At 62.0% G+C, this 21,277-nt stretch carries 24 protein-coding genes and 1 tRNA gene; 23 read left to right on the top strand and 2 right to left on the bottom strand.

The genetic code is table 11. The features are described from left to right. The first annotated feature begins 60 nt into the window (after positions 1-60). Positions 61-558 (top strand): RidA family protein, encoded by a 498-nt coding sequence (locus tag ACN6NG_RS24815; protein ID WP_063426328.1) that lies wholly within the window; start codon positions 61-63, stop codon positions 556-558. 75 nt (positions 559-633) lie between these two features. Here ACN6NG_RS24815 and ACN6NG_RS24810 read toward each other — a convergent pair. Then, a tRNA-Leu gene (locus ACN6NG_RS24810) sits at positions 634-718 on the bottom strand. A 107-nt stretch (positions 719-825) separates the two neighbouring features. Between ACN6NG_RS24810 and queA the strand changes: the two genes are divergently transcribed. From queA to ACN6NG_RS24780, 6 genes are all read left to right on the top strand, one after another. Further along, complete coding sequence (gene queA, locus ACN6NG_RS24805; RefSeq protein ID WP_049274126.1) at positions 826-1,875, top strand: tRNA preQ1(34) S-adenosylmethionine ribosyltransferase-isomerase QueA; 1,050 nt, start codon at positions 826-828, stop codon at positions 1,873-1,875. A 14-nt stretch (positions 1,876-1,889) separates the two neighbouring features. Further along, on the top strand, positions 1,890-3,005 hold the full coding sequence (gene tgt, locus ACN6NG_RS24800; protein ID WP_016501406.1) for a tRNA guanosine(34) transglycosylase Tgt: 1,116 nt from the start codon (positions 1,890-1,892) through the stop codon (positions 3,003-3,005). 42 nt (positions 3,006-3,047) lie between these two features. Next, a complete protein-coding gene (gene yajC, locus ACN6NG_RS24795) occupies positions 3,048-3,383 on the top strand; it encodes a preprotein translocase subunit YajC (protein WP_016484964.1) in 336 nt (111 codons plus the stop codon). A gap of 63 nt (positions 3,384-3,446) precedes the next feature. Then, the gene (gene secD / locus ACN6NG_RS24790; RefSeq protein ID WP_049274125.1) at positions 3,447-5,309 is read left to right on the top strand and encodes a protein translocase subunit SecD; all 1,863 of its coding nucleotides are present in this window, start codon (positions 3,447-3,449) and stop codon (positions 5,307-5,309) included. Between the two features lie 10 nt (positions 5,310-5,319). Next, a complete protein-coding gene (gene secF, locus ACN6NG_RS24785; protein ID WP_016484966.1) occupies positions 5,320-6,228 on the top strand; it encodes a protein translocase subunit SecF in 909 nt (302 codons plus the stop codon). A 122-nt stretch (positions 6,229-6,350) separates the two neighbouring features. Further along, the gene (locus tag ACN6NG_RS24780) at positions 6,351-6,893 is read left to right on the top strand and encodes a glycine zipper 2TM domain-containing protein (protein WP_016501403.1); all 543 of its coding nucleotides are present in this window, start codon (positions 6,351-6,353) and stop codon (positions 6,891-6,893) included. Positions 6,894-7,098: 205 nt separating this feature from the next. On the opposite strand, the gene suhB is transcribed toward ACN6NG_RS24780, so the two are convergent. Further along, positions 7,099-7,917: a type III secretion system regulator SuhB gene (suhB, locus tag ACN6NG_RS24775; protein WP_012270588.1), complete on the bottom strand. Its 819-nt coding sequence runs from the start codon at positions 7,915-7,917 to the stop codon at positions 7,099-7,101. 151 nt (positions 7,918-8,068) lie between these two features. Between suhB and trmJ the strand changes: the two genes are divergently transcribed. From trmJ to hisS, 16 genes are all read left to right on the top strand, one after another. Then, positions 8,069-8,824 (top strand): tRNA (cytosine(32)/uridine(32)-2'-O)-methyltransferase TrmJ, encoded by a 756-nt coding sequence (trmJ, locus tag ACN6NG_RS24770; protein WP_474316714.1) that lies wholly within the window; start codon positions 8,069-8,071, stop codon positions 8,822-8,824. Between the two features lie 3 nt (positions 8,825-8,827). Then, positions 8,828-9,613 carry a serine O-acetyltransferase gene (gene cysE, locus ACN6NG_RS24765; protein ID WP_474316711.1) on the top strand — a complete coding sequence of 262 codons (786 nt, stop codon included), beginning with the start codon at positions 8,828-8,830 and terminating at the stop codon, positions 9,611-9,613. Positions 9,614-9,792: 179 nt separating this feature from the next. Continuing rightward, positions 9,793-10,284, top strand: a complete 492-nt coding sequence (iscR, locus tag ACN6NG_RS24760; protein WP_008092572.1) for a Fe-S cluster assembly transcriptional regulator IscR — start codon at positions 9,793-9,795, stop codon at positions 10,282-10,284. A 46-nt stretch (positions 10,285-10,330) separates the two neighbouring features. Then, positions 10,331-11,545 (top strand): IscS subfamily cysteine desulfurase, encoded by a 1,215-nt coding sequence (locus ACN6NG_RS24755; RefSeq protein WP_016501400.1) that lies wholly within the window; start codon positions 10,331-10,333, stop codon positions 11,543-11,545. A 46-nt stretch (positions 11,546-11,591) separates the two neighbouring features. Continuing rightward, positions 11,592-11,978, top strand: a complete 387-nt coding sequence (gene iscU, locus ACN6NG_RS24750; RefSeq protein ID WP_003248539.1) for a Fe-S cluster assembly scaffold IscU — start codon at positions 11,592-11,594, stop codon at positions 11,976-11,978. Between the two features lie 32 nt (positions 11,979-12,010). Continuing rightward, the gene (gene iscA / locus ACN6NG_RS24745) at positions 12,011-12,334 is read left to right on the top strand and encodes an iron-sulfur cluster assembly protein IscA (RefSeq protein ID WP_016501399.1); all 324 of its coding nucleotides are present in this window, start codon (positions 12,011-12,013) and stop codon (positions 12,332-12,334) included. An 8-nt stretch (positions 12,335-12,342) separates the two neighbouring features. Continuing rightward, positions 12,343-12,864, top strand: a complete 522-nt coding sequence (gene hscB, locus ACN6NG_RS24740) for a co-chaperone HscB (RefSeq protein WP_016501398.1) — start codon at positions 12,343-12,345, stop codon at positions 12,862-12,864. A gap of 42 nt (positions 12,865-12,906) precedes the next feature. After that, entirely contained in the window at positions 12,907-14,769 is a 1,863-nt protein-coding gene (hscA, locus tag ACN6NG_RS24735; protein WP_474316708.1) for a Fe-S protein assembly chaperone HscA, read from the top strand. A gap of 3 nt (positions 14,770-14,772) precedes the next feature. After that, positions 14,773-15,114 carry an ISC system 2Fe-2S type ferredoxin gene (fdx, locus tag ACN6NG_RS24730; RefSeq protein WP_016501396.1) on the top strand — a complete coding sequence of 114 codons (342 nt, stop codon included), beginning with the start codon at positions 14,773-14,775 and terminating at the stop codon, positions 15,112-15,114. A gap of 10 nt (positions 15,115-15,124) precedes the next feature. Continuing rightward, positions 15,125-15,325 (top strand): Fe-S cluster assembly protein IscX, encoded by a 201-nt coding sequence (gene iscX / locus ACN6NG_RS24725; RefSeq protein WP_003248529.1) that lies wholly within the window; start codon positions 15,125-15,127, stop codon positions 15,323-15,325. Positions 15,326-15,413: 88 nt separating this feature from the next. Further along, positions 15,414-15,839, top strand: a complete 426-nt coding sequence (gene ndk / locus ACN6NG_RS24720; protein WP_008092560.1) for a nucleoside-diphosphate kinase — start codon at positions 15,414-15,416, stop codon at positions 15,837-15,839. Between the two features lie 28 nt (positions 15,840-15,867). Further along, positions 15,868-17,013: a dual-specificity RNA methyltransferase RlmN gene (rlmN, locus tag ACN6NG_RS24715; RefSeq protein WP_016484976.1), complete on the top strand. Its 1,146-nt coding sequence runs from the start codon at positions 15,868-15,870 to the stop codon at positions 17,011-17,013. 14 nt (positions 17,014-17,027) lie between these two features. Further along, positions 17,028-17,789 (top strand): type IV pilus biogenesis/stability protein PilW, encoded by a 762-nt coding sequence (pilW, locus tag ACN6NG_RS24710; protein WP_063426335.1) that lies wholly within the window; start codon positions 17,028-17,030, stop codon positions 17,787-17,789. Continuing rightward, positions 17,786-18,811, top strand: a complete 1,026-nt coding sequence (locus ACN6NG_RS24705) for a RodZ domain-containing protein (protein WP_063426337.1) — start codon at positions 17,786-17,788, stop codon at positions 18,809-18,811. Before pilW ends, ACN6NG_RS24705 begins: the two co-directional genes overlap by 4 nt. 3 nt (positions 18,812-18,814) lie before the next feature. Further along, entirely contained in the window at positions 18,815-19,924 is a 1,110-nt protein-coding gene (gene ispG / locus ACN6NG_RS24700) for a flavodoxin-dependent (E)-4-hydroxy-3-methylbut-2-enyl-diphosphate synthase (RefSeq protein WP_016501393.1), read from the top strand. A 25-nt stretch (positions 19,925-19,949) separates the two neighbouring features. Next, positions 19,950-21,239, top strand: a complete 1,290-nt coding sequence (hisS, locus tag ACN6NG_RS24695) for a histidine--tRNA ligase (RefSeq protein WP_049274109.1) — start codon at positions 19,950-19,952, stop codon at positions 21,237-21,239. The last annotated feature ends 38 nt before the right edge of the window (positions 21,240-21,277 follow it).

Genomic DNA, 21,277 nt, shown 5'->3' with positions numbered 1-21,277 from the left:
ATGACCCGTACACGCATCACCGGTGCGTGTACATTCTTGCGTAACCATCAGGAGAGAAATATGAAATTCGCTTTCAAGACCGTTGCTGCATTGGCGTTGGGATTAGCCGGTGCCGGCAGCGTTCATGCACAAGATATTGTGCGCCATGGCGCAGGTAGTTTCCCTATCTCGTCGGCTGTAGAGATTCCTGCCGGGAAGTCGATCGTCTACCTGAGCGGTTCTGTCCCGTCGGTGATCCATCCCGACGCGCCCAAGGATTCGCTGGAAGCCTACGGTGATACCAAGGCACAAACCATCAATGTGCTTGAAAGCATCCAGCAGCAGCTGAAAGCGCTGGGTCTTGGCCTGACTGACGTGGTGAAGATGCAGGTATTCCTGGTGGGCGGGCCAGAGAACGGCGGCAAGATGGATTTCGACGGTTTCATGGCCGGCTACACCCAGTTCTTCGGCCCAGCCGCCAAGCAGCCGGTGCTACCTGCGCGCTCGGCGTTCCAGATTGCAGGCCTGGCGCACCCTGCCTGGCGGGTTGAGATCGAAGTGACAGCGGTTCGTCCCTGAGATCCCCCTTGGCCCAGCCCGACATAATCGTCGGGCACAAAAAAACCGACCATAAGGTCGGTTTTTTCCGGATTTTGGTGCCCCGAGGGAGACTCGAACTCCCACTCCTTTCGAAAACGGATTTTGAATCCGCCGCGTCTACCAATTCCGCCATCAGGGCGTGTGGCGCGCAGTATAGAGAGGTGCCGCTAGTCGGTCAATCGGCTTTCATGGTCAATTTTCACACATTGGGCTAAACTTCCCGGCCCTGCCGAACCGAACATCATCATGCGCGTCGCCGATTTTTCCTTCGAACTCCCTGATTCCCTGATCGCCCGCCACCCGTTGGCCGAGCGCCATGGCAGCCGTCTGCTGGTGCTCGATGGGCCGACCGGCGCGCTGGCGCACCGGCAATTCCCCGACCTGCTCGAGTACCTGCGCCCCGGCGACCTGATGGTGTTCAACAACACCCGGGTCATCCCGGCGCGGTTGTTTGGCCAGAAAGCCTCCGGGGGCAAGCTGGAAGTGCTGGTCGAGCGCGTGCTCGACAGCCACCGGGTGCTGGCCCATGTGCGTGCCAGCAAGGCGCCGAAAGTGGGCGCGGTGATCCTCATCGATGGCGGTGGCGAGGCCGAAATGGTCGCGCGCCATGACACGCTGTTCGAGCTGCGTTTCACCGAAGAGGTGCTGCCATTGCTCGACCGCGTCGGCCATATGCCGCTGCCGCCCTACATCGACCGCCCCGACGAGGGCGCCGACCGTGAGCGCTACCAGACCGTGTACGCCCAGCGCGCCGGTGCGGTTGCCGCGCCCACTGCGGGCCTGCACTTTGACGAAGCGCTGCTGGAAAAGATTGCTGCCAAAGGTGTGGAGAGGGCTTTCGTTACCCTGCACGTGGGCGCGGGCACGTTCCAGCCGGTGCGGGTCGACAAGATCGAAGACCACCACATGCATAAAGAATGGCTCGAAGTGGGCCAGGATGTGGTCGATGCCATCGAGGCCTGCCGCGCACGTGGCGGCCGGGTGGTCGCGGTCGGCACCACCAGCGTGCGTTCGCTGGAAAGCGCGGCGCGCGATGGCGTGCTCAAGGCCTTCAGCGGCGACACCGACATCTTCATCTACCCGGGCCGGCCGTTCCATGTGGTCGATGCCCTGGTCACCAACTTCCACCTGCCGGAGTCCACGCTGCTGATGCTGGTCTCGGCGTTCGCCGGTTACCCCGAGACCATGGCTGCCTACGCGGCGGCGGTCGAGAACGGGTACCGCTTCTTCAGTTACGGTGATGCCATGTTCATCACCCGCAATCCGGCGCCACGCGGCCCCGAGGATCAAGCATGAGTCGCACCTGTCGAATGTCCTTCGAACTGCTGGCTACCGACGGCAAGGCCCGTCGTGGTCGCATCACCTTCCCACGTGGCACGGTGGAAACCCCGGCGTTCATGCCGGTGGGCACCTATGGCACGGTCAAGGGCATGCTGCCACGCGATATCGAGGCCATTGGCGCCGAGATGATCCTGGGCAACACCTTCCACCTGTGGCTGCGCCCGGGCACCGAGGTGATCAAGAAGCACAACGGCCTGCACGACTTCATGCAGTGGAAAGGCCCGATCCTCACCGACTCCGGTGGCTTCCAGGTGTTCAGCCTGGGCGCCATGCGCAAGATCAAGGAAGAGGGCGTGACCTTCGCCTCGCCAGTCGATGGCTCGAAGGTGTTCATGGGCCCTGAAGAGTCGATGCAGGTGCAACGTGACCTGGGCTCGGACGTGGTGATGATCTTCGATGAGTGCACCCCGTACCCGGCCGAGCACGACGTGGCACGTACTTCCATGGAGCTGTCGCTGCGCTGGGCCCAGCGCTCGAAGAACGCCCACGCCGACAACACGGCGGCGCTGTTCGGCATCGTCCAGGGCGGCATGTACCAGGACCTGCGCATGCGCTCCCTGGAAGGCCTGGAAAACATCGGTTTCGACGGCCTGGCCATCGGCGGCCTGTCGGTGGGCGAACCCAAGCACGAAATGATCAAAGTGCTGGATTACCTGCCGGGCATGATGCCTGCTGACAAACCTCGTTACCTTATGGGGGTAGGCAAACCGGAAGATCTCGTTGAGGGTGTGCGCCGCGGCGTCGACATGTTCGACTGCGTGATGCCTACGCGTAACGCGCGTAACGGCCATCTGTTCGTCGATACAGGGGTGATCAAGATCCGCAATGCGTTCCATCGCCACGATGAATCGCCGCTGGATCCGACCTGTGACTGCTACACCTGCACCAACTTCTCCCGCGCCTATCTCCATCACCTGGACAAGTGCGGCGAAATGTTGAGCAGCATGCTGAATACCATCCACAACTTGCGCCATTACCAGCGCTTGATGGCCGGTTTACGCGAGGCTATTCAACAGGGTAAATTGGCCGCCTTCGTCGACGCCTTCTACGCCAAGCGCGGGCTTCCTGTACCGCCTTTGGACTGACTGTCTGCATCCATTATTAGAAAATTACATTAGGAGTGCCCAATGAGCTTCTTCATCCCCGCCGCATACGCGGACGCTGCAGCACCTGCCGCTGGCCCAGCCGGTACCGGTTTCGAGTGGATTTTCCTGGTTGGTTTCCTGGTCATCTTCTACCTGATGATCTGGCGTCCACAGGCCAAACGTGCCAAAGAGCAGAAGAACCTGCTCGGCAACTTGCAGAAAGGTGACGAAGTTGTCACCAACGGCGGCATCGCCGGCAAGATCGTCAAGGTTTCCGATGATTTCGTGGTGCTGGAAGTTTCCGACACTGTCGAGCTGAAGTTCCAGAAGGGCGCCATCGCGGCAACCCTGCCAAAAGGTACGCTCAAGGCTATCTGAGTTACCGGTTTTATTTTCCAGTCGGGGCGCGCAAAGCGCCCCGCGTCTTGAACGGGCGGCGTGATGCTGAACAAATACCCTCTGTGGAAATATGCACTGATCGTGCTGGTACTGGTGGTCGGTTTCATTTATTCCGCTCCCAACCTCTACCCGGATGACCCGGCGGTACAGATCAGCGGTGCCAGTTCGGCGCTGCAGGTGAACCAGGCCGACCTCGATCGCGTCAGCAAGGCGCTGGTCGATGCCAAGATCGCCGTCAAGGGCGTTAGCCTGGGTGAGAAGGGCAGCGGGCTGATCCGCCTGACCAACCAGGAAGACCAGCTGCCAGCCAAGGATGTGGTGCGCAAGGCACTGGGCGATGATTACGTCGTGGCCCTGAACCTGGCACAGACTACCCCGCAATGGCTGCGCAACCTGGGTGCAAGCCCGATGAAGCTGGGCCTGGACCTGTCCGGTGGTGTGCACTTCCTGCTGGAAGTGGACATGGACAAGGCCATGACGGCCCGCATGAAAGTCTACGAAGGCGAGGTCAAGACCTTGCTGCGCAAAGAGCGCATCCGCTACCGCAGCCTGCCTCAGCAGGATGGTGGCATCATGCTGGGCTTCGCTGACGATGCAACCCGCGAACAGGCACGTGCCCTGATCCGCAAGAATTTCAATGATTTCGACCTGACCACCACCGAGCGCAACGACCTCGCCGTGCTGCGTCTGGCGCTGACTCAGGCAAAAGTTGCCGAGATCCGCGAATACTCGATCAAGCAAAACCTCACCACCGTGCGCAACCGTGTCAACGAGCTGGGCGTGGCCGAGCCGCTGGTACAGCGCCAAGGCGCCAACCGTATCGTGGTCGAGCTGCCGGGCGTGCAGGACACTGCCGAAGCCAAGCGTATCCTCGGTAAAACCGCCAACCTGGAGTTCCGCTTTGGTGCCGAGCCGGGTGCGTCCAAGGCCACTACCGAAGTGTTCGAGTTCCGCGAAGGCGGCCGTTCTGCGCCGGTCGAGCGCGGCCTGATCATCACTGGTGACCAGGTTACCGACGCCCAGGCCAGCTTTGACGAGCACGGTCGCCCACAAGTGAACATCCGCCTGGATGGCCACGGTGGCGAGCTGATGAGCCGTGCTACCCGTAGCAACGTCGGCCGCAGCATGGCAGTGATCTTCATCGAGCAGAAGCCGGTCACCCGCTATGTGAAGCAGACCGTCGACGGCGTCGAGAAGGACGTGGCCGTACAAAGCTTCGTGGAAGAAAAGAAGATCATCAGCCTGGCGACCATCCAGTCGCCACTGGGCAGCCAGTTCCGCATCACCGGCCTGAACGGCCAGGGCGAATCGTCCGAATTGGCCCTGCTGCTGCGTGCCGGTGGTCTGGCCGCGCCGATGTACTTCGCTGAAGAACGTACCATTGGCCCAAGCCTGGGTGCCGACAACATCACCAAGGGTATCGATGCGTCGCTGTGGGGCATGCTGTTCGTCTCGCTGTTCATCATCGCCATCTACCGCGGCTTTGGCGTGATCGCCACCATCGCCCTGGCAGGCAACATGGTGCTGTTGCTGGCGCTGATGTCGCTGCTGGGTGCCACCCTGACCCTGCCGGGTATTGCCGGTATCGTGTTGACCATGGGTATGGCGGTGGACGCCAACGTGCTGATCTTCTCGCGTATCCGCGAAGAGCTGAAAGCCGGCATGTCGGTACAGCGCGCCATCCACGAAGGCTTCAACCGCGCCTACACCGCGATCATCGACGCCAACCTGACCAGCCTGCTGGTCGGCGGTATCCTGTTCGCCATGGGTACCGGCCCGGTCAAAGGCTTTGCGGTTACCATGTCCCTCGGGATTTTCACCTCGATGTTCACCGCCGTCATGGTGACCCGCGCAATGGTCAACCTGACCTGCGGCGGGCGTGACATCAAGAAGCTGTGGGTTTGAGGGAGCTGCGATGAAAACCATCAACTTCATGGGCGTGCGCAATGTTGCGTTCGCCATTACCGTGCTCCTCACCGTGCTGGCGCTGTTCAGCTGGTGGCAGAAGGGCCTCAACTTTGGCCTGGACTTCACCGGCGGTACGCTGATCGAGCTCACATACGAGCGCCCGGCCGACCTCAAGGCGGTGCGTGCCGAGCTGGTCGACTCCGGCTTCCACGAGGCCGTGGTGCAGAGCTTCGGCGCTACCACCGACCTGCTGGTGCGTATGCCGGGCGATGACCCGCAGCTGGGTAACAAGGTAGCCGCTGCCCTGCAGAAGGCTGGCGGCGACAACCCGGCCACGCTCAAGCGTGTCGAGTTCGTTGGCCCGCAGGTGGGGGAAGAGCTGCGCGACCAGGGCGGCATGGGCATGCTCATGGCCTTGGGCGGCATCCTTATCTACCTGGCCTTCCGGTTCCAGTGGAAGTTCGCCGTGGGTGCGATCGTTTCGCTGATCCACGACGTGGTGGTCACCCTGGGTATCCTGTCGTTCTTCCAGATTACCTTCGATCTGACGGTGCTGGCGGCGGTGCTGGCGATCATCGGCTACTCGCTGAACGACACCATCGTCGTGTTCGACCGGGTGCGTGAAAACTTCCGCGTCATGCGCAAGGCTTCGCTGATCGAGAATATCAACGTTTCGACCACCCAGACCCTACTGCGCACCATCGCCACCTCGGTTTCGACCTTGCTGGCCATTGCCGCACTGCTGTTCTTCGGTGGCGACAACCTGTTCGGCTTCTCGCTGGCCCTGTTCATCGGTGTCATGGCCGGTACCTACTCGTCGATCTACATCGCCAACGTGGTACTGATCTGGCTGAACCTGAACAGCGAAGACCTGATCCCTCCAGTCAAGGCTGAAGGTGTGGACGAACGCCCATAAGGCCCTGTCCCTACGCCGTACGGCGAGCAAAAAGGCGCGAGTGTTGAACTCGCGCCTTTTTTTTTGCTCCAAGGCTGGGAGAAGCGCGGGTTAATGCCCGCTGGTACGATCAGGAGGTTCACGTGAACAAATCAATGCTGGTGGGTGCGGTGCTGGGTGCTGTCGGTGTAACTGCCGGAGGTGCTGTGGCGACCTACAGCTTGGTGAACAAAGGCCCCGAAGTCGCCCAGGTGACGGACGTGCAGCCGATCAAGCAGCAGGTGAAAACCCCGCGTGAAGTATGCAAAGACGTGGCCGTGACGCGTCAGGCGCCGGTCAAGGACCAGCACCAGATTGCCGGTACCGTGGTCGGTGCGCTGGCAGGTGGCTTGCTGGGTAACCAGATTGGCGGTGGTACCGGCAAGAAGATCGCTACCGTGGCCGGTGCGGTCGGTGGTGGTTATGCCGGTAACAAGGTGCAGGAAGGCATGCAGCAGCGTGACACCTACACCACCACGCAAACCCGCTGCAATACGGTCAATGACATCAGCGAGAAGGTGGTGGGTTACAACGTGACCTATTCCATCGGTGATCAGGTAGGCAAGGTGAAGATGGACCGCGAGCCGGGGGCCACCATTCCGCTGGACAAGAATGGCAAGCTGATCCTGAGCGAAGCTGCCCAGTAATTTCGTACGCGGTCTGCTTTGTGTGGGAGCGGCCTTGTGTCGCGATGGGGTGCGCAGCGGCCCCAGGATCTGTGATCCATCAGAGATTCCCGGGGCTGCTTTGCAGCCCTATCGCGACACAAGGCCGCTCCCACAAGGACTGCGTAAGCTCTGGGCACAAAAAAAGCACCCCGAGGGGTGCTTTTTGCTTTCTGGCAATTCGCGCTTAGCGCTTCATGCTTTCTGGCAGGTGCGGCTGGATAGCGGTCAGCACGGCCTTGAAGCACTTGATGTTGCCTGCAACGATGTGGCCTTTGTCGAGGAAGTCGTGGCCACCGTTGAAGTCGCTCACCAGGCCACCGGCTTCCTGGATCAGCAGCACGCCAGCTGCCATGTCCCATTCGGACAGGCCCGACTCCCAGAAGGCGTCGAAGCGGCCAGCGGCCACGTAGGCGAGGTCCAGGCTGGCGGAGCCGGCGCGGCGGATGCCGGCGGTCTGGCCAGTCAGGGCGCGGAACATGCCCAGGTAGTTGTCCATGTCGGCCATCTGGCCATCACGGAACGGGAAGCCGGTACCCAGCAGGGCGCCTTCCAGGCTGGTGCGCGAGCTGACGCGCAGGCGACGGCCATTGAGCTGGGCGCCACGGCCACGGCTGGCGGTGAATTCTTCCTGGCGTACCGGGTCGAGCACCACGGCGTGCTCAAGGCGACCACGGTATTTGCAGGCAATGCTGACGGCGAAGTGGGGGATACCGCGCAGGAAGTTGGTGGTACCGTCCAGTGGGTCGATGATCCACAGGTAGTCTTTACCTTCTTCGCCGGTGCCCGCGTGCATGCCCGTCTCTTCACCCTGGATGGAGTGGTTCGGGTAGGCCTTGCGCAGCGCGTCGACGATCTTCTGCTCGGCGGCACGATCAACCTCGGAAACGTAGTCCTTAGCCTCTTTCTCGTCCACCTTGATGCTATCCAGGCGTTCGATGGAGCGGAAAATCAGTTCACTGGCGCTGCGAGCGGCGCGCAGGGCGATATTCAGCATAGGCTGCATGGGCGGGTCACCTGGAGATGTTAAAGAAGAAAGCCGATCATTCTAGCAGAAAAGTTTGTCGGCAGAAGTGTCACATTTGCTTTCATGGCGTTACGTCTGTCGGTTCTGTAAGATCGAAGGCCCTGATTCCTGCATCTGTGAGCACAACACCTTGCTGCAAAATATTCGTGTTGTTCTGGTCAATACCAGCCACCCCGGCAACATCGGAGGCGCTGCGCGTGCCATGAAAAACATGGGCTTGTCGCGCCTGGTGCTGGTGCAGCCGAAAGAATTCCCCGCCCTGGAAGCCAGTGCCCGCGCCTCGGGCGCCGACGATGTGCTGGCTAACGCCCAGGTGGTCGACAGCCTTGAACAGGCGCTGGTCGGCTGCAACCTGGTGATGGGTACCAGCGCCCGTGAGCGCAGCATCCCCTGGCCGTTGATTGGCCCGCGCGAGTGCGGCGCCAAGGCGGTGGAGCATGCCAAGGGTGGTGAAGAGATCGCCCTGGTGTTCGGGCGCGAACATGCCGGCCTGACCAACGAAGAACTGCAGCGATGTCACTTCCACGTGCACATTCCCTCCAACCCCGACTTCAGCTCGCTGAACCTCGCGGCCGCTGTGCAGGTGCTCTCCTACGAGGTGCGCATGGCATCGCTGGCTGCCGGTAAGGCGCCGGGCAAAGTCGAGAAGGTTGACGCCAGCGAGCTGGCGACAATGGACGAAATGGAGCTGTTCTACGACCACCTGGAGAAAACCCTGGTGGGCATCGGCTTCCTCGACCCTGAAAAACCCAAGCACCTGATGCCGCGCCTGCGCCGGCTGTATGGGCGGGTGGCGGTCGAGCGTACGGAAATGAGCATTTTGCGCGGCATCCTCACCGAGACCCAGAAAGTGGTCCGTGGCGAGCCGCATAAACGGAAGGACTGACAGATGTTCAAACGCCTGCGTGAAGATATTCAAAGCGTATTCCACCGTGACCCGGCTGCGCGCAATGCCTTCGAGGTGCTCACCTGCTACCCGGGCATGCATGCCATCTGGCTGCACCGCCTGGGCAATGCCCTGTGGAAGCGTGATTTCAAGTGGCTGGCCCGGCTGGTGTCGAACTTCGGCCGCTGGCTGACCGGTATCGAGATCCATCCCGGTGCCACCATCGGCCGGCGCTTCTTCATTGACCACGGCATGGGGATCGTCATCGGCGAAACCGCCGAGATCGGCGACGACGTCACCCTTTACCAGGGTGTGACCCTGGGCGGCACCAGCTGGAACAAAGGTAAGCGCCACCCCACCCTGGAAAACGGCGTGGTGGTAGGGGCGGGGGCCAAGGTGCTGGGCCCGTTCACCGTCGGCGCCGGGGCCAAGATCGGCTCCAATGCGGTGGTGACCAAGGCTGTGCCGGCCGGCGCCACGGCGGTGGGCATCCCGGGGCGGATCATCGTCAAGAGCGAGGACACCGAAGTCGAGGCCAAGCGCAAGGCCATGGCCGAGAAGATCGGTTTCGATGCCTACGGTGTCAGTGGCGACATGCCTGACCCGGTGGCGCGAGCCATCGGCCAGATGCTCGACCACTTGCAGGCCGTCGACGAGCGGTTGGAGGGCATGTGTGGCGCCCTGACCAAGATGGGTAGCGACTACTGCGCCAAGGAACTGCCGGCCCTGCCGGAAGATGATTTCACCGAGGTTGCCCAGGTGGCCCAGCGCGACACTCAGTCGCATTGATTGCGCCGCGCTGAAACCCTGGTGACATACGGGGCGTGTGCTCACGCCCCTCGTCTGCTACAATCGCGCCCGCCTCCCCGACGCAAACCCGACTAAAGCAGTAGGTCTAATAGTTGACTTAAATGCTCGGGAATCGCATACTCGCACACATCCCGAAACTCCCGTGGTACCCAATAGCCATGCGACTGACTACCAAAGGCCGATACGCCGTGACTGCCATGCTCGACCTGGCGTTGCACGCGCAGCATGGGCCGGTGTCTTTGGCCGACATTTCCGAGCGCCAGGGCATTTCCCTCTCTTATCTGGAACAGCTGTTCGCCAAGCTGCGCCGCAGCAGCCTGGTCTCCAGCGTGCGCGGTCCAGGTGGTGGCTACCAGCTGTCGCGGGGCATGGAAACCATCCAGGTGGCCCAGGTCATCGATGCGGTCAACGAATCGGTCGATGCTACCCGTTGCCAGGGCCTCGGGGACTGCCATGCCGGTGATACCTGCCTGACCCACCACCTGTGGTGCGACCTCAGCCAGCAGATCCATGAATTCCTCAGCGGCATCAGCCTGGCCGACCTCGTCATGCGCCGTGAGGTGCAGGAAGTTGCCCAGCGCCAGGACCTGCGTCGTGTCGCAGGCCGAACCGCCCAGCTGGACAAGATTGAGACGTCCGCCGTCGATTGATCCCCCAGGGACGACGAGCGACGCCACCGCCTGATAGGAGAGACAAATGAAGTTGCCGATCTACCTCGATTACTCCGCGACCACCCCGGTCGACCCACGTGTGGCCCAGAAAATGGCCGACTGCCTGCTGGTCGACGGGAACTTCGGTAACCCGGCCTCGCGCTCCCACGTCTTCGGCTGGAAGGCCGAGGAAGCGGTCGAGAACGGTCGTCGCCAGGTTGCCGAACTGATCAACGCCGATCCGCGCGAAATCGTCTGGACCAGCGGTGCCACCGAGTCCGACAACCTCGCACTGAAAGGCGTCGCGCACTTCTATCAGACCAAGGGCAAGCACATCATCACTTCCAAGATCGAGCACAAGGCGGTCCTCGATACCGCTCGCCAGCTCGAGCGTGAAGGTTTCGAAGTGACCTACCTCGAGCCAGGCGCAGACGGCATCGTCACCCCGGCCCAGGTCGAGGCAGCATTGCGCGATGACACCATTCTGGTCTCGCTGATGCACGTGAACAACGAAGTCGGCTCGATCAACGACATCGCCGCCATTGGTGAACTGACCCGTTCGCGCGGCGTGCTGTTCCATGTCGACGCCGCCCAGTCGGCCGGCAAGGTCGAAATCGACCTGCAAAAGCTGAAAGTCGACCTGATGTCGTTCTCGGCGCACAAGGTCTACGGCCCGAAAGGCATCGGCGCGCTGTACGTCAGCCGCAAGCCGCGTGTACGCCTTGAAGCCATCATTCACGGCGGTGGCCATGAGCGCGGCATGCGTTCGGGCACCCTGCCGACCCACCAGATTGTCGGCATGGGCGAAGCGTTCGCCATTGCCAAGCAGGAAATGGCCGCCGAAAACGTGCGCATCAAGGCCCTGAGCGACCGCTTCTTCAAGCAGGTCTCGGACCTCGAAGAGCTGTACGTCAACGGCAGCAGCACCGCTCGCGTGCCGCACAACCTGAACCTGAGCTTCAACTACGTCGAAGGCGAGTCGCTGCTGATGTCGCTGAAAGACATCGCCGTATCGTCCGGTTCGGCCTGCACCTCCGCTTCGCTCGAGCCGTCGTACGTACTGCGTGCTCTGGGCCGCAACGACGAGCTGGCGCACAGCTCGATCCGCTTCTCCTTCGGCCGCTTCACCACCGAAGAAGAAGTCGACTACGCCGCGCAGAAAGTCTGCGAGGCCGTTAACAAACTGCGTGAGCTGTCGCCGCTGTGGGACATGTACAAAGACGGCGTTGACATCTCCAAGATCGAGTGGGCCGCCCACTAAGCAGTCGCCGGCAAGAGCGGCTCCCTGATGAGGAAGGAATTGCACCATGGCATACAGTGAAAAGGTCATCGACCACTACGAAAACCCACGCAACGTCGGCAAGATGAATGCCGAGGACCCGGATGTCGGTACCGGCATGGTCGGTGCTCCAGCGTGCGGTGACGTGATGCGCCTGCAGATCAAGGTCAACGAGCAGGGCGTCATTGAAGACGCCAAGTTCAAGACCTACGGCTGCGGTTCGGCCATCGCTTCCAGCTCCCTCGCCACCGAGTGGATGAAGGGCAAGACCCTGGACGAAGCCGAAACCATCAAGAACACCCAGCTGGCGGAAGAACTGGCGTTGCCGCCAGTGAAGATCCACTGCTCGGTACTCGCCGAGGATGCCATCAAGGCAGCCGTTCGCGATTACAAGCAGAAAAAAGGCTTGATCTAAGTCGCCTGCAAGGTAAGAGGTAAGGAGTTCTGATGGCTATCAGCATGACAGAAGCCGCCGCCAACCACGTGCGGCGTTCCCTCCAAGGGCGCGGCAAGGGCGAAGGCATTCGCCTGGCCGTGCGCACCACCGGCTGCTCGGGCCTGGCCTACGTGCTGGAGTTCGTCGACGAAGTGGCGGGCGAAGACCAGGTGTTCGAGAACCACGGCGTGAAGGTCATCATCGACCCTAAAAGCCTGGTGTACCTCGACGGCACCGAACTGGACTTCGTCAAGGAAGGGTTGAACGAAGGCTTCAAGTTCAACAACCCCAACGTGCGCGGTGAGTGTGGCTGCGGCGAAAGCTTCAACGTCTGAGGCTGGCTGTGGGTACTCCTTGTCATTACGCTCTGTTTGATCTCCAGCCGTGCTTTCGGCTGGACCTCGACAAGTTGGCCACTCGCTACCGCGAGCTGGCCCGCGAGGTCCATCCTGACCGCTTTGCCGACGCTTCCGAGCGTGAGCAGCGGGTAGCGCTGGAGAAGTCCGCGGCCCTCAACGACGCCTACCAGACCCTGCGCAGTGCGCCGCGCCGTGCCCGCTATCTGCTGGCCATCGGTGGCCACGAAGTGCCCCAGGAGGTCACGGTCCACGACCCCGACTTCCTGCTGCAGCAAATGCAGTGGCGCGAAGAGCTTGAAGAGCTGCAGGACGAAGCCGACCTCGATGGTGTTGCCGTGTTCAAGAAGCGCCTCAAAGGTGCCCAGGACACGCTGAACGAGGATTTCGCCGCCTGCTGGGATGTGCCTGCCGAGCGCGACAAGGCCGAGCGCCTGATGCGCCGCATGCAGTTCCTCGACAAGCTCGCCCAAGAAGTGCGCCAACTGGAAGAGCGCCTCGACGATTAACCCGGCGTTGCCCGTGATGACGCCTAAGGTATTCAGATAAGCATGGCCCTACTGCAGATCGCCGAACCCGGTCAAAGCCCTCAGCCGCACCAGCGCCGCCTGGCGGTGGGTATCGACCTGGGTACCACCAATTCTCTGGTCGCTGCCGTACGCAGCGGTCGCAGCGAACCCCTGCCCGATGTGCAGGGTAACGTCATTCTGCCCTCTGCGGTACGCTACCTGGCTGACCACACTGATGTCGGCCAGGCTGCGCGCGAGGCGGCCGCCAGTGACCCGCTGAACACCGTGTTGTCGGTCAAGCGCCTTATGGGGCGCGGCCTGGCCGACGTCAAGCAATTGGGTGAGCAGCTGCCGTACCGCTTCATTGGCGGTGAATCGCACATGCCGTTCATCGACACCGTCCAGGGGCCGAAGAGCCCGGTGGAAGTGTCCGCTGACATCCTCAAGGTGCTGCGTGAGCGTGCCGAAGCGACCCTGGGCGGTGACCTGGTAGGCGCGGTTATTACCGTGCCGGCTTATTTCGACGACGCTCAGCGCCAAGCGACCAAGGATGCGGCCAAGCTGGCCGGCCTGAACGTGCTGCGCTTGCTCAACGAGCCAACTGCCGCTGCCGTTGCCTACGGCCTGGACCAGAATGCCGAAGGCCTGGTGGCCATCTATGACCTGGGTGGCGGTACTTTCGATATTTCGATCCTGCGCCTGACTGCTGGTGTGTTCGAAGTGCTGGCCACCGGCGGTGATACCGCTTTGGGTGGTGACGACTTCGACCACGCCATTGCTGGCTGGATCATCGAGCAGGCCGGCCTGTCCTCCGACCTCGACCCGGGTACCCAGCGCCAGCTGTTGCAGGCTGCCTGCGCCGCCAAGGAAGCCCTGACCGACGCTGACGTGGTCAGCATCAGTCACGGTGCCTGGCAGGGCGAGCTCAGCCGGGCTGCCTTCGATGCCATGATCGAGCCGCTGATCGCCCGCAGCCTCAAGGCCTGCCGCCGCGCCGTGCGCGACAGCGGTGTCGAGCTTGAGGAGGTAGGTGCGGTGGTCATGGTCGGTGGTTCGACCCGCGTACCGCGTGTGCGTGAGGCTGTCGGTACACTGTTTGGCCGCACGCCGCTGACCTCGATCGACCCTGATCAGGTGGTCGCCATCGGTGCCGCCATCCAGGCCGATACCCTGGCAGGGAACCGCCGCGAAGGCGGTGAACTGCTGCTGCTTGACGTCATCCCGCTGTCCCTGGGCCTTGAGACCATGGGTGGGCTGATGGAGAAAGTGATCCCGCGCAACACCACCATTCCGGTGGCGCGTGCCCAGGAGTTCACTACGTATAAAGATGGCCAGTCGGCCATGATGATCCACGTGCTGCAGGGCGAGCGCGAGCTGATCAGCGACTGCCGCTCGTTGGCGCGCTTCGAGCTGCGCGGCATTCCGGCGATGGTTGCCGGGGCGGCAAAAATTCGCGTCACCTTCCAGGTGGATGCCGACGGCCTGCTCAGCGTTGCCGCCCGGGAACTGGGTTCGGGTGTGGAAGCCAGCATCCAGGTCAAGCCGTCCTACGGCCTGACCGACGGCGAAATTGCCCGCATGCTCAAGGATTCCTTCGAACACGCAGGTTCCGACAAGCAGGCCCGCCAGTTGCGTGAGCACCAGGTGGACGGCGAGCGCTTGCTCGAAGCGGTACAGGGCGCCCTGGACGCCGACGGTGAGCGCCTGCTTAGCAGCGACGAGCGCGACGCCATTGCATTCCAGATGCAAGAACTACGTGATTTGCTGGCCGGCACCGATGGCTCAGCCATCGAGCAACAGACCAAGCGTCTGTCGCAGGTGACCGACGCATTTGCCGCCCGTCGCCTTGATTCGACGGTCAAAGCCGCACTGGCCGGGCGCAACCTGAATGAGATCGAGGAGTAACCGATGCCGCTGGTGACATTCCTGCCGCATGAGAAGTTCTGCCCAGAAGGGCTGACTGTGGAGGTCGAGCCCGGGACCAACATCCTGGAGCTGGCCCACGACCATCACATCGAGATGGAAAGCGCCTGCGGCGGCGTCAAGGCCTGCACCACTTGCCACTGCATCGTGCGCAAGGGCTTCGATTCGCTCGAAGAAGCCGACGAGCTGGAAGAGGACATGCTGGACAAGGCATGGGGCCTGGAAGCGCAGTCGCGCCTTGGTTGCCAGGTGGTCGTGGGCGATACCGACCTGACCATCGAGATCCCCAAATATTCGCTCAACCACGCTGCCGAAGCGCCGCACTGAGGTCCTGTACATGAGTCTGAAATGGGTTGATGTACTTGAGATCGCCATCCAGCTTGCAGAAAGCAAGCCTGAGGTCGATCCTCGTTATGTGAATTTCGTGGACCTGCACCGCTGGGTGCTGGCATTGCCAGAGTTCAGCGACGATCCGTCACGCGGCGGTGAGAAAGTGCTTGAGGCAATCCAGGCCGCCTGGATCGACGAAGCCGACTAAGCGTCATGTGCAGGTTAGGCAATCCCCTGAAACCCGCGTATAATTCGCGGGTTTAATTTTTCGTAACACTCATATTCTGGAGTTTTCCATGGCTGTTCAACGTACTTTCTCGATCATCAAGCCTGACGCAGTTGCCAAAAACGTCATCGGCAAGATCACCACTCGCTTTGAAGAAGCCGGCCTGAAAATCGTTGCCTCGAAAATCAAGCAACTGTCCAAAGCCGAAGCCGAAGGCTTCTACGCTGAGCACAGCGCTCGCGGCTTCTTCGGTGACCTGGTTGCCTTCATGACTTCCGGCCCGGTTGTTGTTCAGGTTCTGGAAGGCGAAAACGCCATCGCTCTGAACCGTGAGCTGATGGGCGCTACCAACCCTAAAGAAGCTGCTGCCGGCACCATCCGTGCTGACTTCGCCGAGTCGATCGACGCCAACGCCGTTCACGGTTCGGACTCCGAAGCTGCTGCTGCTCGCGAAATCGCTTACTTCTTCGCTGCTACCGAGGTAACCACTCGCTAAGCGAAAGCTTACGGGTGAGGGTGAATCCATGACGACATCTACTGGCAAAATCAACCTGTTGGGTCTGACCCAGCCGGAAATGGAACAATTCTTCGACTCAATCGGGGAGAAGCGCTTCCGTGCCGGCCAGGTGATGAAATGGATTCACCATTTTGGCGTGTCCGACTTTGCGGCCATGACCAACGTAGGCAAGGCGTTGCGCGAAAAGCTCGAGGCCGTTGCCGAGATTCGCCCACCGGAAGTGGTCAGTGAAGACATTTCCGCCGACGGCACCCGTAAGTGGGTGATCCGCGTTGCCTCCGGCAGCTGCGTCGAGACCGTCTACATTCCTACCGACGACCGCGGCACCCTGTGCGTATCGTCGCAAGCCGGCTGTGCCCTGGATTGCAGCTTCTGCTCCACCGGCAAGCAAGGCTTCAACAGCAACCTCACCGCCGCTGAAGTCATCGGCCAGGTGTGGCTTGCCAACAAATCCTTCGGGACCGTTCCTGCCAAAGTCGACCGCGCGATTACCAACGTGGTCATGATGGGCATGGGCGAGCCCTTGCTGAACTTCGACAACGTCATCGCCGCCATGAAAATCATGATGGATGACCTGGGCTATGGCATTTCCAAGCGTCGCGTCACTTTGTCCACCTCGGGCGTGGTGCCGATGATCGACGAACTGGCCAAGCACATCGACGTGTCGCTGGCCCTGTCGCTGCACGCACCGAACGACGAGCTGCGTAACAAACTGGTACCAATCAACAAGAAGTACCCGCTGAAAGTGCTGCTGGAGTCGTGCATGGGCTACATGTCCACCTTGGGTGGCAAGCGCGTGCTCACCGTCGAGTACACCTTGCTCAAGGACGTCAACGACCAGCCTGAGCATGCCGCGCAGATGATCGAGTTGCTGCGCGATGTGCCGTGCAAGATCAACCTGATCCCGTTCAACCCATTCCCGCATTCGGGCTACGAGCGGCCGAGCAACAACGCCATTCGTCGCTTCCAGGACTTGCTGCACCACGGTGGTTTCAACGTCACCACCCGTACCACCCGTGGTGAGGACATCGATGCCGCCTGTGGCCAGCTGGTCGGCCAGGTCAACGACCGCACCCGTCGCAGTGAGCGCTACATCGCCGTACGCCAGCTTTCTGCGGACGTCGAGCTGCAAGACAGCGCCGCCAGCCACTGACTGGGACTTAGCCCATGAGCCTGCGCGCTGCGCTGTCGATCCTTGCGCTTTTGCTGCTGGCCGGCTGCGTGTCGGGCGGCGCGGGCGACCCCCTGGCCAGCCGCCAGGGCAGGGCGGATGCGGGGCGTGCTTATGTGCAGCTTGGCCTGGGTTATTTGCAACAGGGTTTGACCGAGCAGGCCAAGGCGCCGCTGGGCAAGGCCCTGGCCCTGGACAGCCGTGATGCCGACGCACATGCCGCCCTGGCGCTGGTGTTCCAGGCCGAAGGTGAGCCGGCACTGGCCGAGGCGCACTTTCGCAAAGCCTTGCAGGCCCGCACGGGCGACACGCGAATTCGCAACAATTACGGCAGTTTCCTTTATGCTCAGGGGCGATTTGCCGAGGCCGAGCAGATGTTTCGCCTGGCCAGTAGCGATACCCTGTATCCTGAGCGCTCACGCGTGTACGAGAACCTGGGCCTGACCGCCCTCAAGCTCGATAGTCGCGAGGCGGCGCACGCGTATCTGCTCAAAGCGTTGCAACTCAACCAGCGGCAACCGAAAGCGTTGCTGGAAATGGCTGAGTTGTCCTACGAAAACAGGCATTATGTGCCGGCCCGGGACTACTACGATCGTTTCAGCCAGTTGAGCGACCACGATGCCCGTAGCCTGCTGCTGGGTAGCCGCCTTGCCAGGGTGTTCGACGAGCAGGGCACATTGGCCGAGCTGGGCCAGCAATTACAACGACTTTATCCCGGTACGCCGGAATATCAGCAATACCTGTCGGAGCAACGATGAACGCCGCGCATCCCGAAGTAGCAGTAGCGCCTGGCCAGAACCCCGGTGAGCTTTTGCGCCTGGCCCGTGAGAAACGGGACTGGTCTCAAGCCGAGGTGGCCCGCAAGCTCAACCTCACTGTCAGTTCGTTGAACCATGTGGAAACCGGCGCCTTCGACAAGCTGCCCGGGCATACCTTCGCCCGTGGCTATATCCGCGCCTATGCCAAGTTGATGGACCTTGACCAGGCCACCCTGGTAGAAGCCTTCGACCGCTACACCGGTACCCACGCCAAAGGCAGCGATGTGCACTCGCTGGGGCGCATCGAAGAGCCGGTACGCCTGTCGCACAACATCCTGCGCGGCGTCAGCCTGTTGTTGCTGGTGGCCGTGGTCGGCGGTGGCTTCGTCTGGTGGCAGGACCAGGGCAGCCTGCGTGGCAAGGACCTGGCCAAGATGGCCCTGGAGCACGTCGAAGTCGAAAGCGCCGACGGCACCACTCAGATTCACCCGCTTGACGAGCCTGAAGATCAGGCTGTTACCGCTGGCCAGCAGCCTGAGAGCGCGCCGCTGGCACTGGAGCAGGGCACTGCCGAACAGCCTGCCGCTACCGCCGAACAGGCCCCGGCAAGCCCGGCGTCAACGGCTGCTGCACCCGCACCCGCCCAGCAGGTGCCTGCGCAGCCCGCAGCCAGCGTAGCGCCTGCTCCGGTCGCACCGGCCACCCCTGCACCGGCCGCCGTTGCGCCAGCAGCACCTGCAGCCGCCGTGGCCGCTGCCGAGCCCGCCGCAGTACCGGCAGGCAGCGCCAAGGTCGCCATCCAGTTCACCGCCGATTGCTGGACCCAGGTCTCCGATGGCAACGGCAAGGTGCTGTTCAGCGCCGTCAAGCGCAAGGGGGACAACCTCGAGCTGACCGGCAAGCCGCCGTTCGCGGTGCGCCTGGGCTTTGCCCGTGGCGCCCAGGTCAGCTACAACGGCCAGGCCGTCGATGTTGCCCCGTTCACCAGTGGCGAGACTGCTCGCCTGAAGTTGGGACAGTAAGTCATGCACGGCGAATCTCCGATCAAACGTCGCGAATCCCGCAAAATCTGGGTCGGCAATGTGCCGGTAGGTGGTGATGCACCTATCGCGGTGCAGAGCATGACCAACACCGACACCAACGATGTCGCCGCCACCGTGGCGCAAATCCAGCGCCTGGTCGATGCCGGCGTGGACATCGTGCGGGTTTCGGTGCCGGACATGGACGCGGCCGAGGCGTTTGGCAAGATCAAGCAACTGGTCAGCGTGCCGCTGGTCGCCGACATCCACTTCGACTACAAGATCGCCCTGCGCGTGGCCGAACTGGGCGTCGATTGCCTGCGTATCAACCCGGGTAACATCGGCCGCGAAGACCGTGTACGCGCCGTGGTTGATGCTGCCCGCGACCGTGGCATCCCGATCCGCATCGGCGTCAACGCCGGGTCCCTGGAAAAGGACCTGCAGAAGAAGTACGGCGAACCGACCCCGGCGGCGCTGGTGGAGTCTGCCCTGCGCCACGTCGAGCACCTCGACCGCCTGGACTTCCAGGACTTCAAGGTCAGTGTCAAGGCATCCGATGTGTTCATGGCCGTCGAAGCCTACCGGCTGCTGGCCAAGCAGATCGTGCAGCCGCTGCACCTGGGCATCACCGAAGCGGGTGGCCTGCGTTCAGGGACGGTGAAATCCGCCGTCGGCCTCGGTATGCTGCTGGCCGAGGGCATTGGCGATACCATCCGTATCTCGCTTGCGGCCGACCCGGTCGAAGAAGTGAAGGTCGGCTACGACATCCTCAAGTCGCTGCACCTGCGTTCGCGTGGCATCAACTTCATCGCCTGCCCGAGCTGCTCGCGGCAGAACTTCGATGTGGTCAAGACCATGAACGAGCTTGAAGGGCGCCTGGAAGACCTGCTGGTGCCGCTGGACGTGGCGGTGATCGGTTGTGTGGTCAACGGCCCCGGTGAAGCCAAGGAAGCCCATGTGGGGTTGACCGGCGGCACGCCGAACCTGATCTACATCGACGGCAAGCCGGCGCAGAAACTGACCAATGACAACCTGGTCGATGAGCTGGAAAGGCTCATCCGTCAGAAAGCGGCCGAAAAGGTCGAAGCCGACGCGGCGCTGATCGCCCGTGGCTGACACACAGAATTCGTAAGGACTTTTCGTGAGCAAATCGCTGCAAGCCATCCGTGGCATGAACGACATCCTGCCAGAACAGTCGCCACTGTGGCGCTACTTCGAAGGCACCGTGGCCGGTCTGCTGGACACCTACGGGTACAGCCAGATCCGCACGCCGATCGTCGAGTTCACCGAGCTGTTCAAGCGCTCGATCGGTGAAGTGACCGACATCGTCGAAAAAGAGATGTACACCTTCGAGGACCGCAACGGCGATTCGCTGACCCTGCGCCCCGAAGGCACCGCCGCGTGCGTACGTGCCGTGCTGGAGCATGGCATCACCGGCAACGGCCAGGTGCAGAAACTGTGGTACATCGGCCAGATGTTCCGCCACGAGCGCCCGCAGAAGGGCCGCTACCGCCAGTTCCACCAGATTGGCGTGGAAGTGTTCAACCTGGATGGCCCGGACATCGATGCCGAGTTGATCATGCTGACCTGGCGCCTGTGGGGCCTGCTGGGCATCCAGGATGCGGTCAAGCTGGAGCTCAACAGCCTGGGTACCAGCGAAGCCCGTGCGCGCTACCGTGATGCGCTGGTCGAGTTCCTCTCGGCGCGCCTGGAGCAACTGGACGAAGACAGCCAGCGCCGCCTGAAGAGCAACCCGCTGCGCATCCTCGACAGCAAGGACCAGAACACCCAGGCGGTGCTGGTGGGGGCGCCCAAGCTGGAAGATTACCTGGACGAAGCCTCGCGCGTGCACTTCGAGGGCCTCAAGGCCCGCCTGGACGCCGCCGGCATTCCGTTCGTGATCAATACCAAGCTGGTGCGTGGCCTGGACTACTACAGCAAGACCGTATTCGAGTGGGTCACCGACAAGCTCGGCTCCCAGGGCACCGTGTGCGCCGGTGGCCGCTACGACGGCCTGGTCGAGCAGATGGGCGGCAAGCCGACCACTGGTGTCGGTTTCGCCATGGGTATCGAGCGCCTGATCCTGCTGCTGGAAACCCTGGGCAAGGTGCCGGAGTCCATCAACCGCCAGATCGACGTCTACCTGTGCGCCTTTGGCGAGCAGGCCGAGCTGGCTGGCCTGCGCCTGTCCGAAACCCTGCGCGACCGCTTGCCGGGCCTGCGCCTGGCGGTGAACGCGGGCGGTGGCAGCTTCAAGAGCCAGTTCAAGAAAGCCGACAAGAGCGGGGCGCTGTTCGCCCTGATCCTCGGTGATGAGGAACTGGCCAGGCAAGAAATCGGCTTCAAGCCCCTGCGTGGCCAGGGCGAACAACAGAACATTGCCTGGGATGCTCTGGCAGAGCACCTGGAAACCGCGATCGCGCAAGCGTAACGCGGTTCAACAAGCGAATAGGCGAAAAGGAGTATTGG

The sequence above is a fragment of the Pseudomonas sp. TSO6 genome, assembly GCF_056098905.1.
Note: the sequence above shows the minus strand (reverse complement) of the source record. Positions and strands in the feature narration are given on the sequence as shown.

Excerpts from the sequence above, each read along its gene's own strand:
- ACN6NG_RS24815 (WP_063426328.1), top strand. The coding sequence starts at position 61 with ATGAAATTCGCTTTCAAGACCGTTGCTGCATTGGCGTTGGGATTAGCC.
- queA (WP_049274126.1), top strand. The coding sequence starts at position 826 with ATGCGCGTCGCCGATTTTTCCTTCGAACTCCCTGATTCCCTGATCGCC.
- tgt (WP_016501406.1), top strand. The coding sequence starts at position 1,890 with ATGTCCTTCGAACTGCTGGCTACCGACGGCAAGGCCCGTCGTGGTCGC.
- yajC (WP_016484964.1), top strand. The coding sequence starts at position 3,048 with ATGAGCTTCTTCATCCCCGCCGCATACGCGGACGCTGCAGCACCTGCC.
- secD (WP_049274125.1), top strand. The coding sequence starts at position 3,447 with ATGCTGAACAAATACCCTCTGTGGAAATATGCACTGATCGTGCTGGTA.
- secF (WP_016484966.1), top strand. The coding sequence starts at position 5,320 with ATGAAAACCATCAACTTCATGGGCGTGCGCAATGTTGCGTTCGCCATT.
- suhB (WP_012270588.1), bottom strand. The coding sequence starts at position 7,917 with ATGCAGCCTATGCTGAATATCGCCCTGCGCGCCGCTCGCAGCGCCAGT.
- cysE (WP_474316711.1), top strand. The coding sequence starts at position 8,828 with ATGTTCAAACGCCTGCGTGAAGATATTCAAAGCGTATTCCACCGTGAC.
- iscR (WP_008092572.1), top strand. The coding sequence starts at position 9,793 with ATGCGACTGACTACCAAAGGCCGATACGCCGTGACTGCCATGCTCGAC.
- ACN6NG_RS24755 (WP_016501400.1), top strand. The coding sequence starts at position 10,331 with ATGAAGTTGCCGATCTACCTCGATTACTCCGCGACCACCCCGGTCGAC.
- iscU (WP_003248539.1), top strand. The coding sequence starts at position 11,592 with ATGGCATACAGTGAAAAGGTCATCGACCACTACGAAAACCCACGCAAC.
- iscA (WP_016501399.1), top strand. The coding sequence starts at position 12,011 with ATGGCTATCAGCATGACAGAAGCCGCCGCCAACCACGTGCGGCGTTCC.
- hscA (WP_474316708.1), top strand. The coding sequence starts at position 12,907 with ATGGCCCTACTGCAGATCGCCGAACCCGGTCAAAGCCCTCAGCCGCAC.
- fdx (WP_016501396.1), top strand. The coding sequence starts at position 14,773 with ATGCCGCTGGTGACATTCCTGCCGCATGAGAAGTTCTGCCCAGAAGGG.
- iscX (WP_003248529.1), top strand. The coding sequence starts at position 15,125 with ATGAGTCTGAAATGGGTTGATGTACTTGAGATCGCCATCCAGCTTGCA.
- ndk (WP_008092560.1), top strand. The coding sequence starts at position 15,414 with ATGGCTGTTCAACGTACTTTCTCGATCATCAAGCCTGACGCAGTTGCC.
- rlmN (WP_016484976.1), top strand. The coding sequence starts at position 15,868 with ATGACGACATCTACTGGCAAAATCAACCTGTTGGGTCTGACCCAGCCG.
- pilW (WP_063426335.1), top strand. The coding sequence starts at position 17,028 with ATGAGCCTGCGCGCTGCGCTGTCGATCCTTGCGCTTTTGCTGCTGGCC.
- ACN6NG_RS24705 (WP_063426337.1), top strand. The coding sequence starts at position 17,786 with ATGAACGCCGCGCATCCCGAAGTAGCAGTAGCGCCTGGCCAGAACCCC.
- ispG (WP_016501393.1), top strand. The coding sequence starts at position 18,815 with ATGCACGGCGAATCTCCGATCAAACGTCGCGAATCCCGCAAAATCTGG.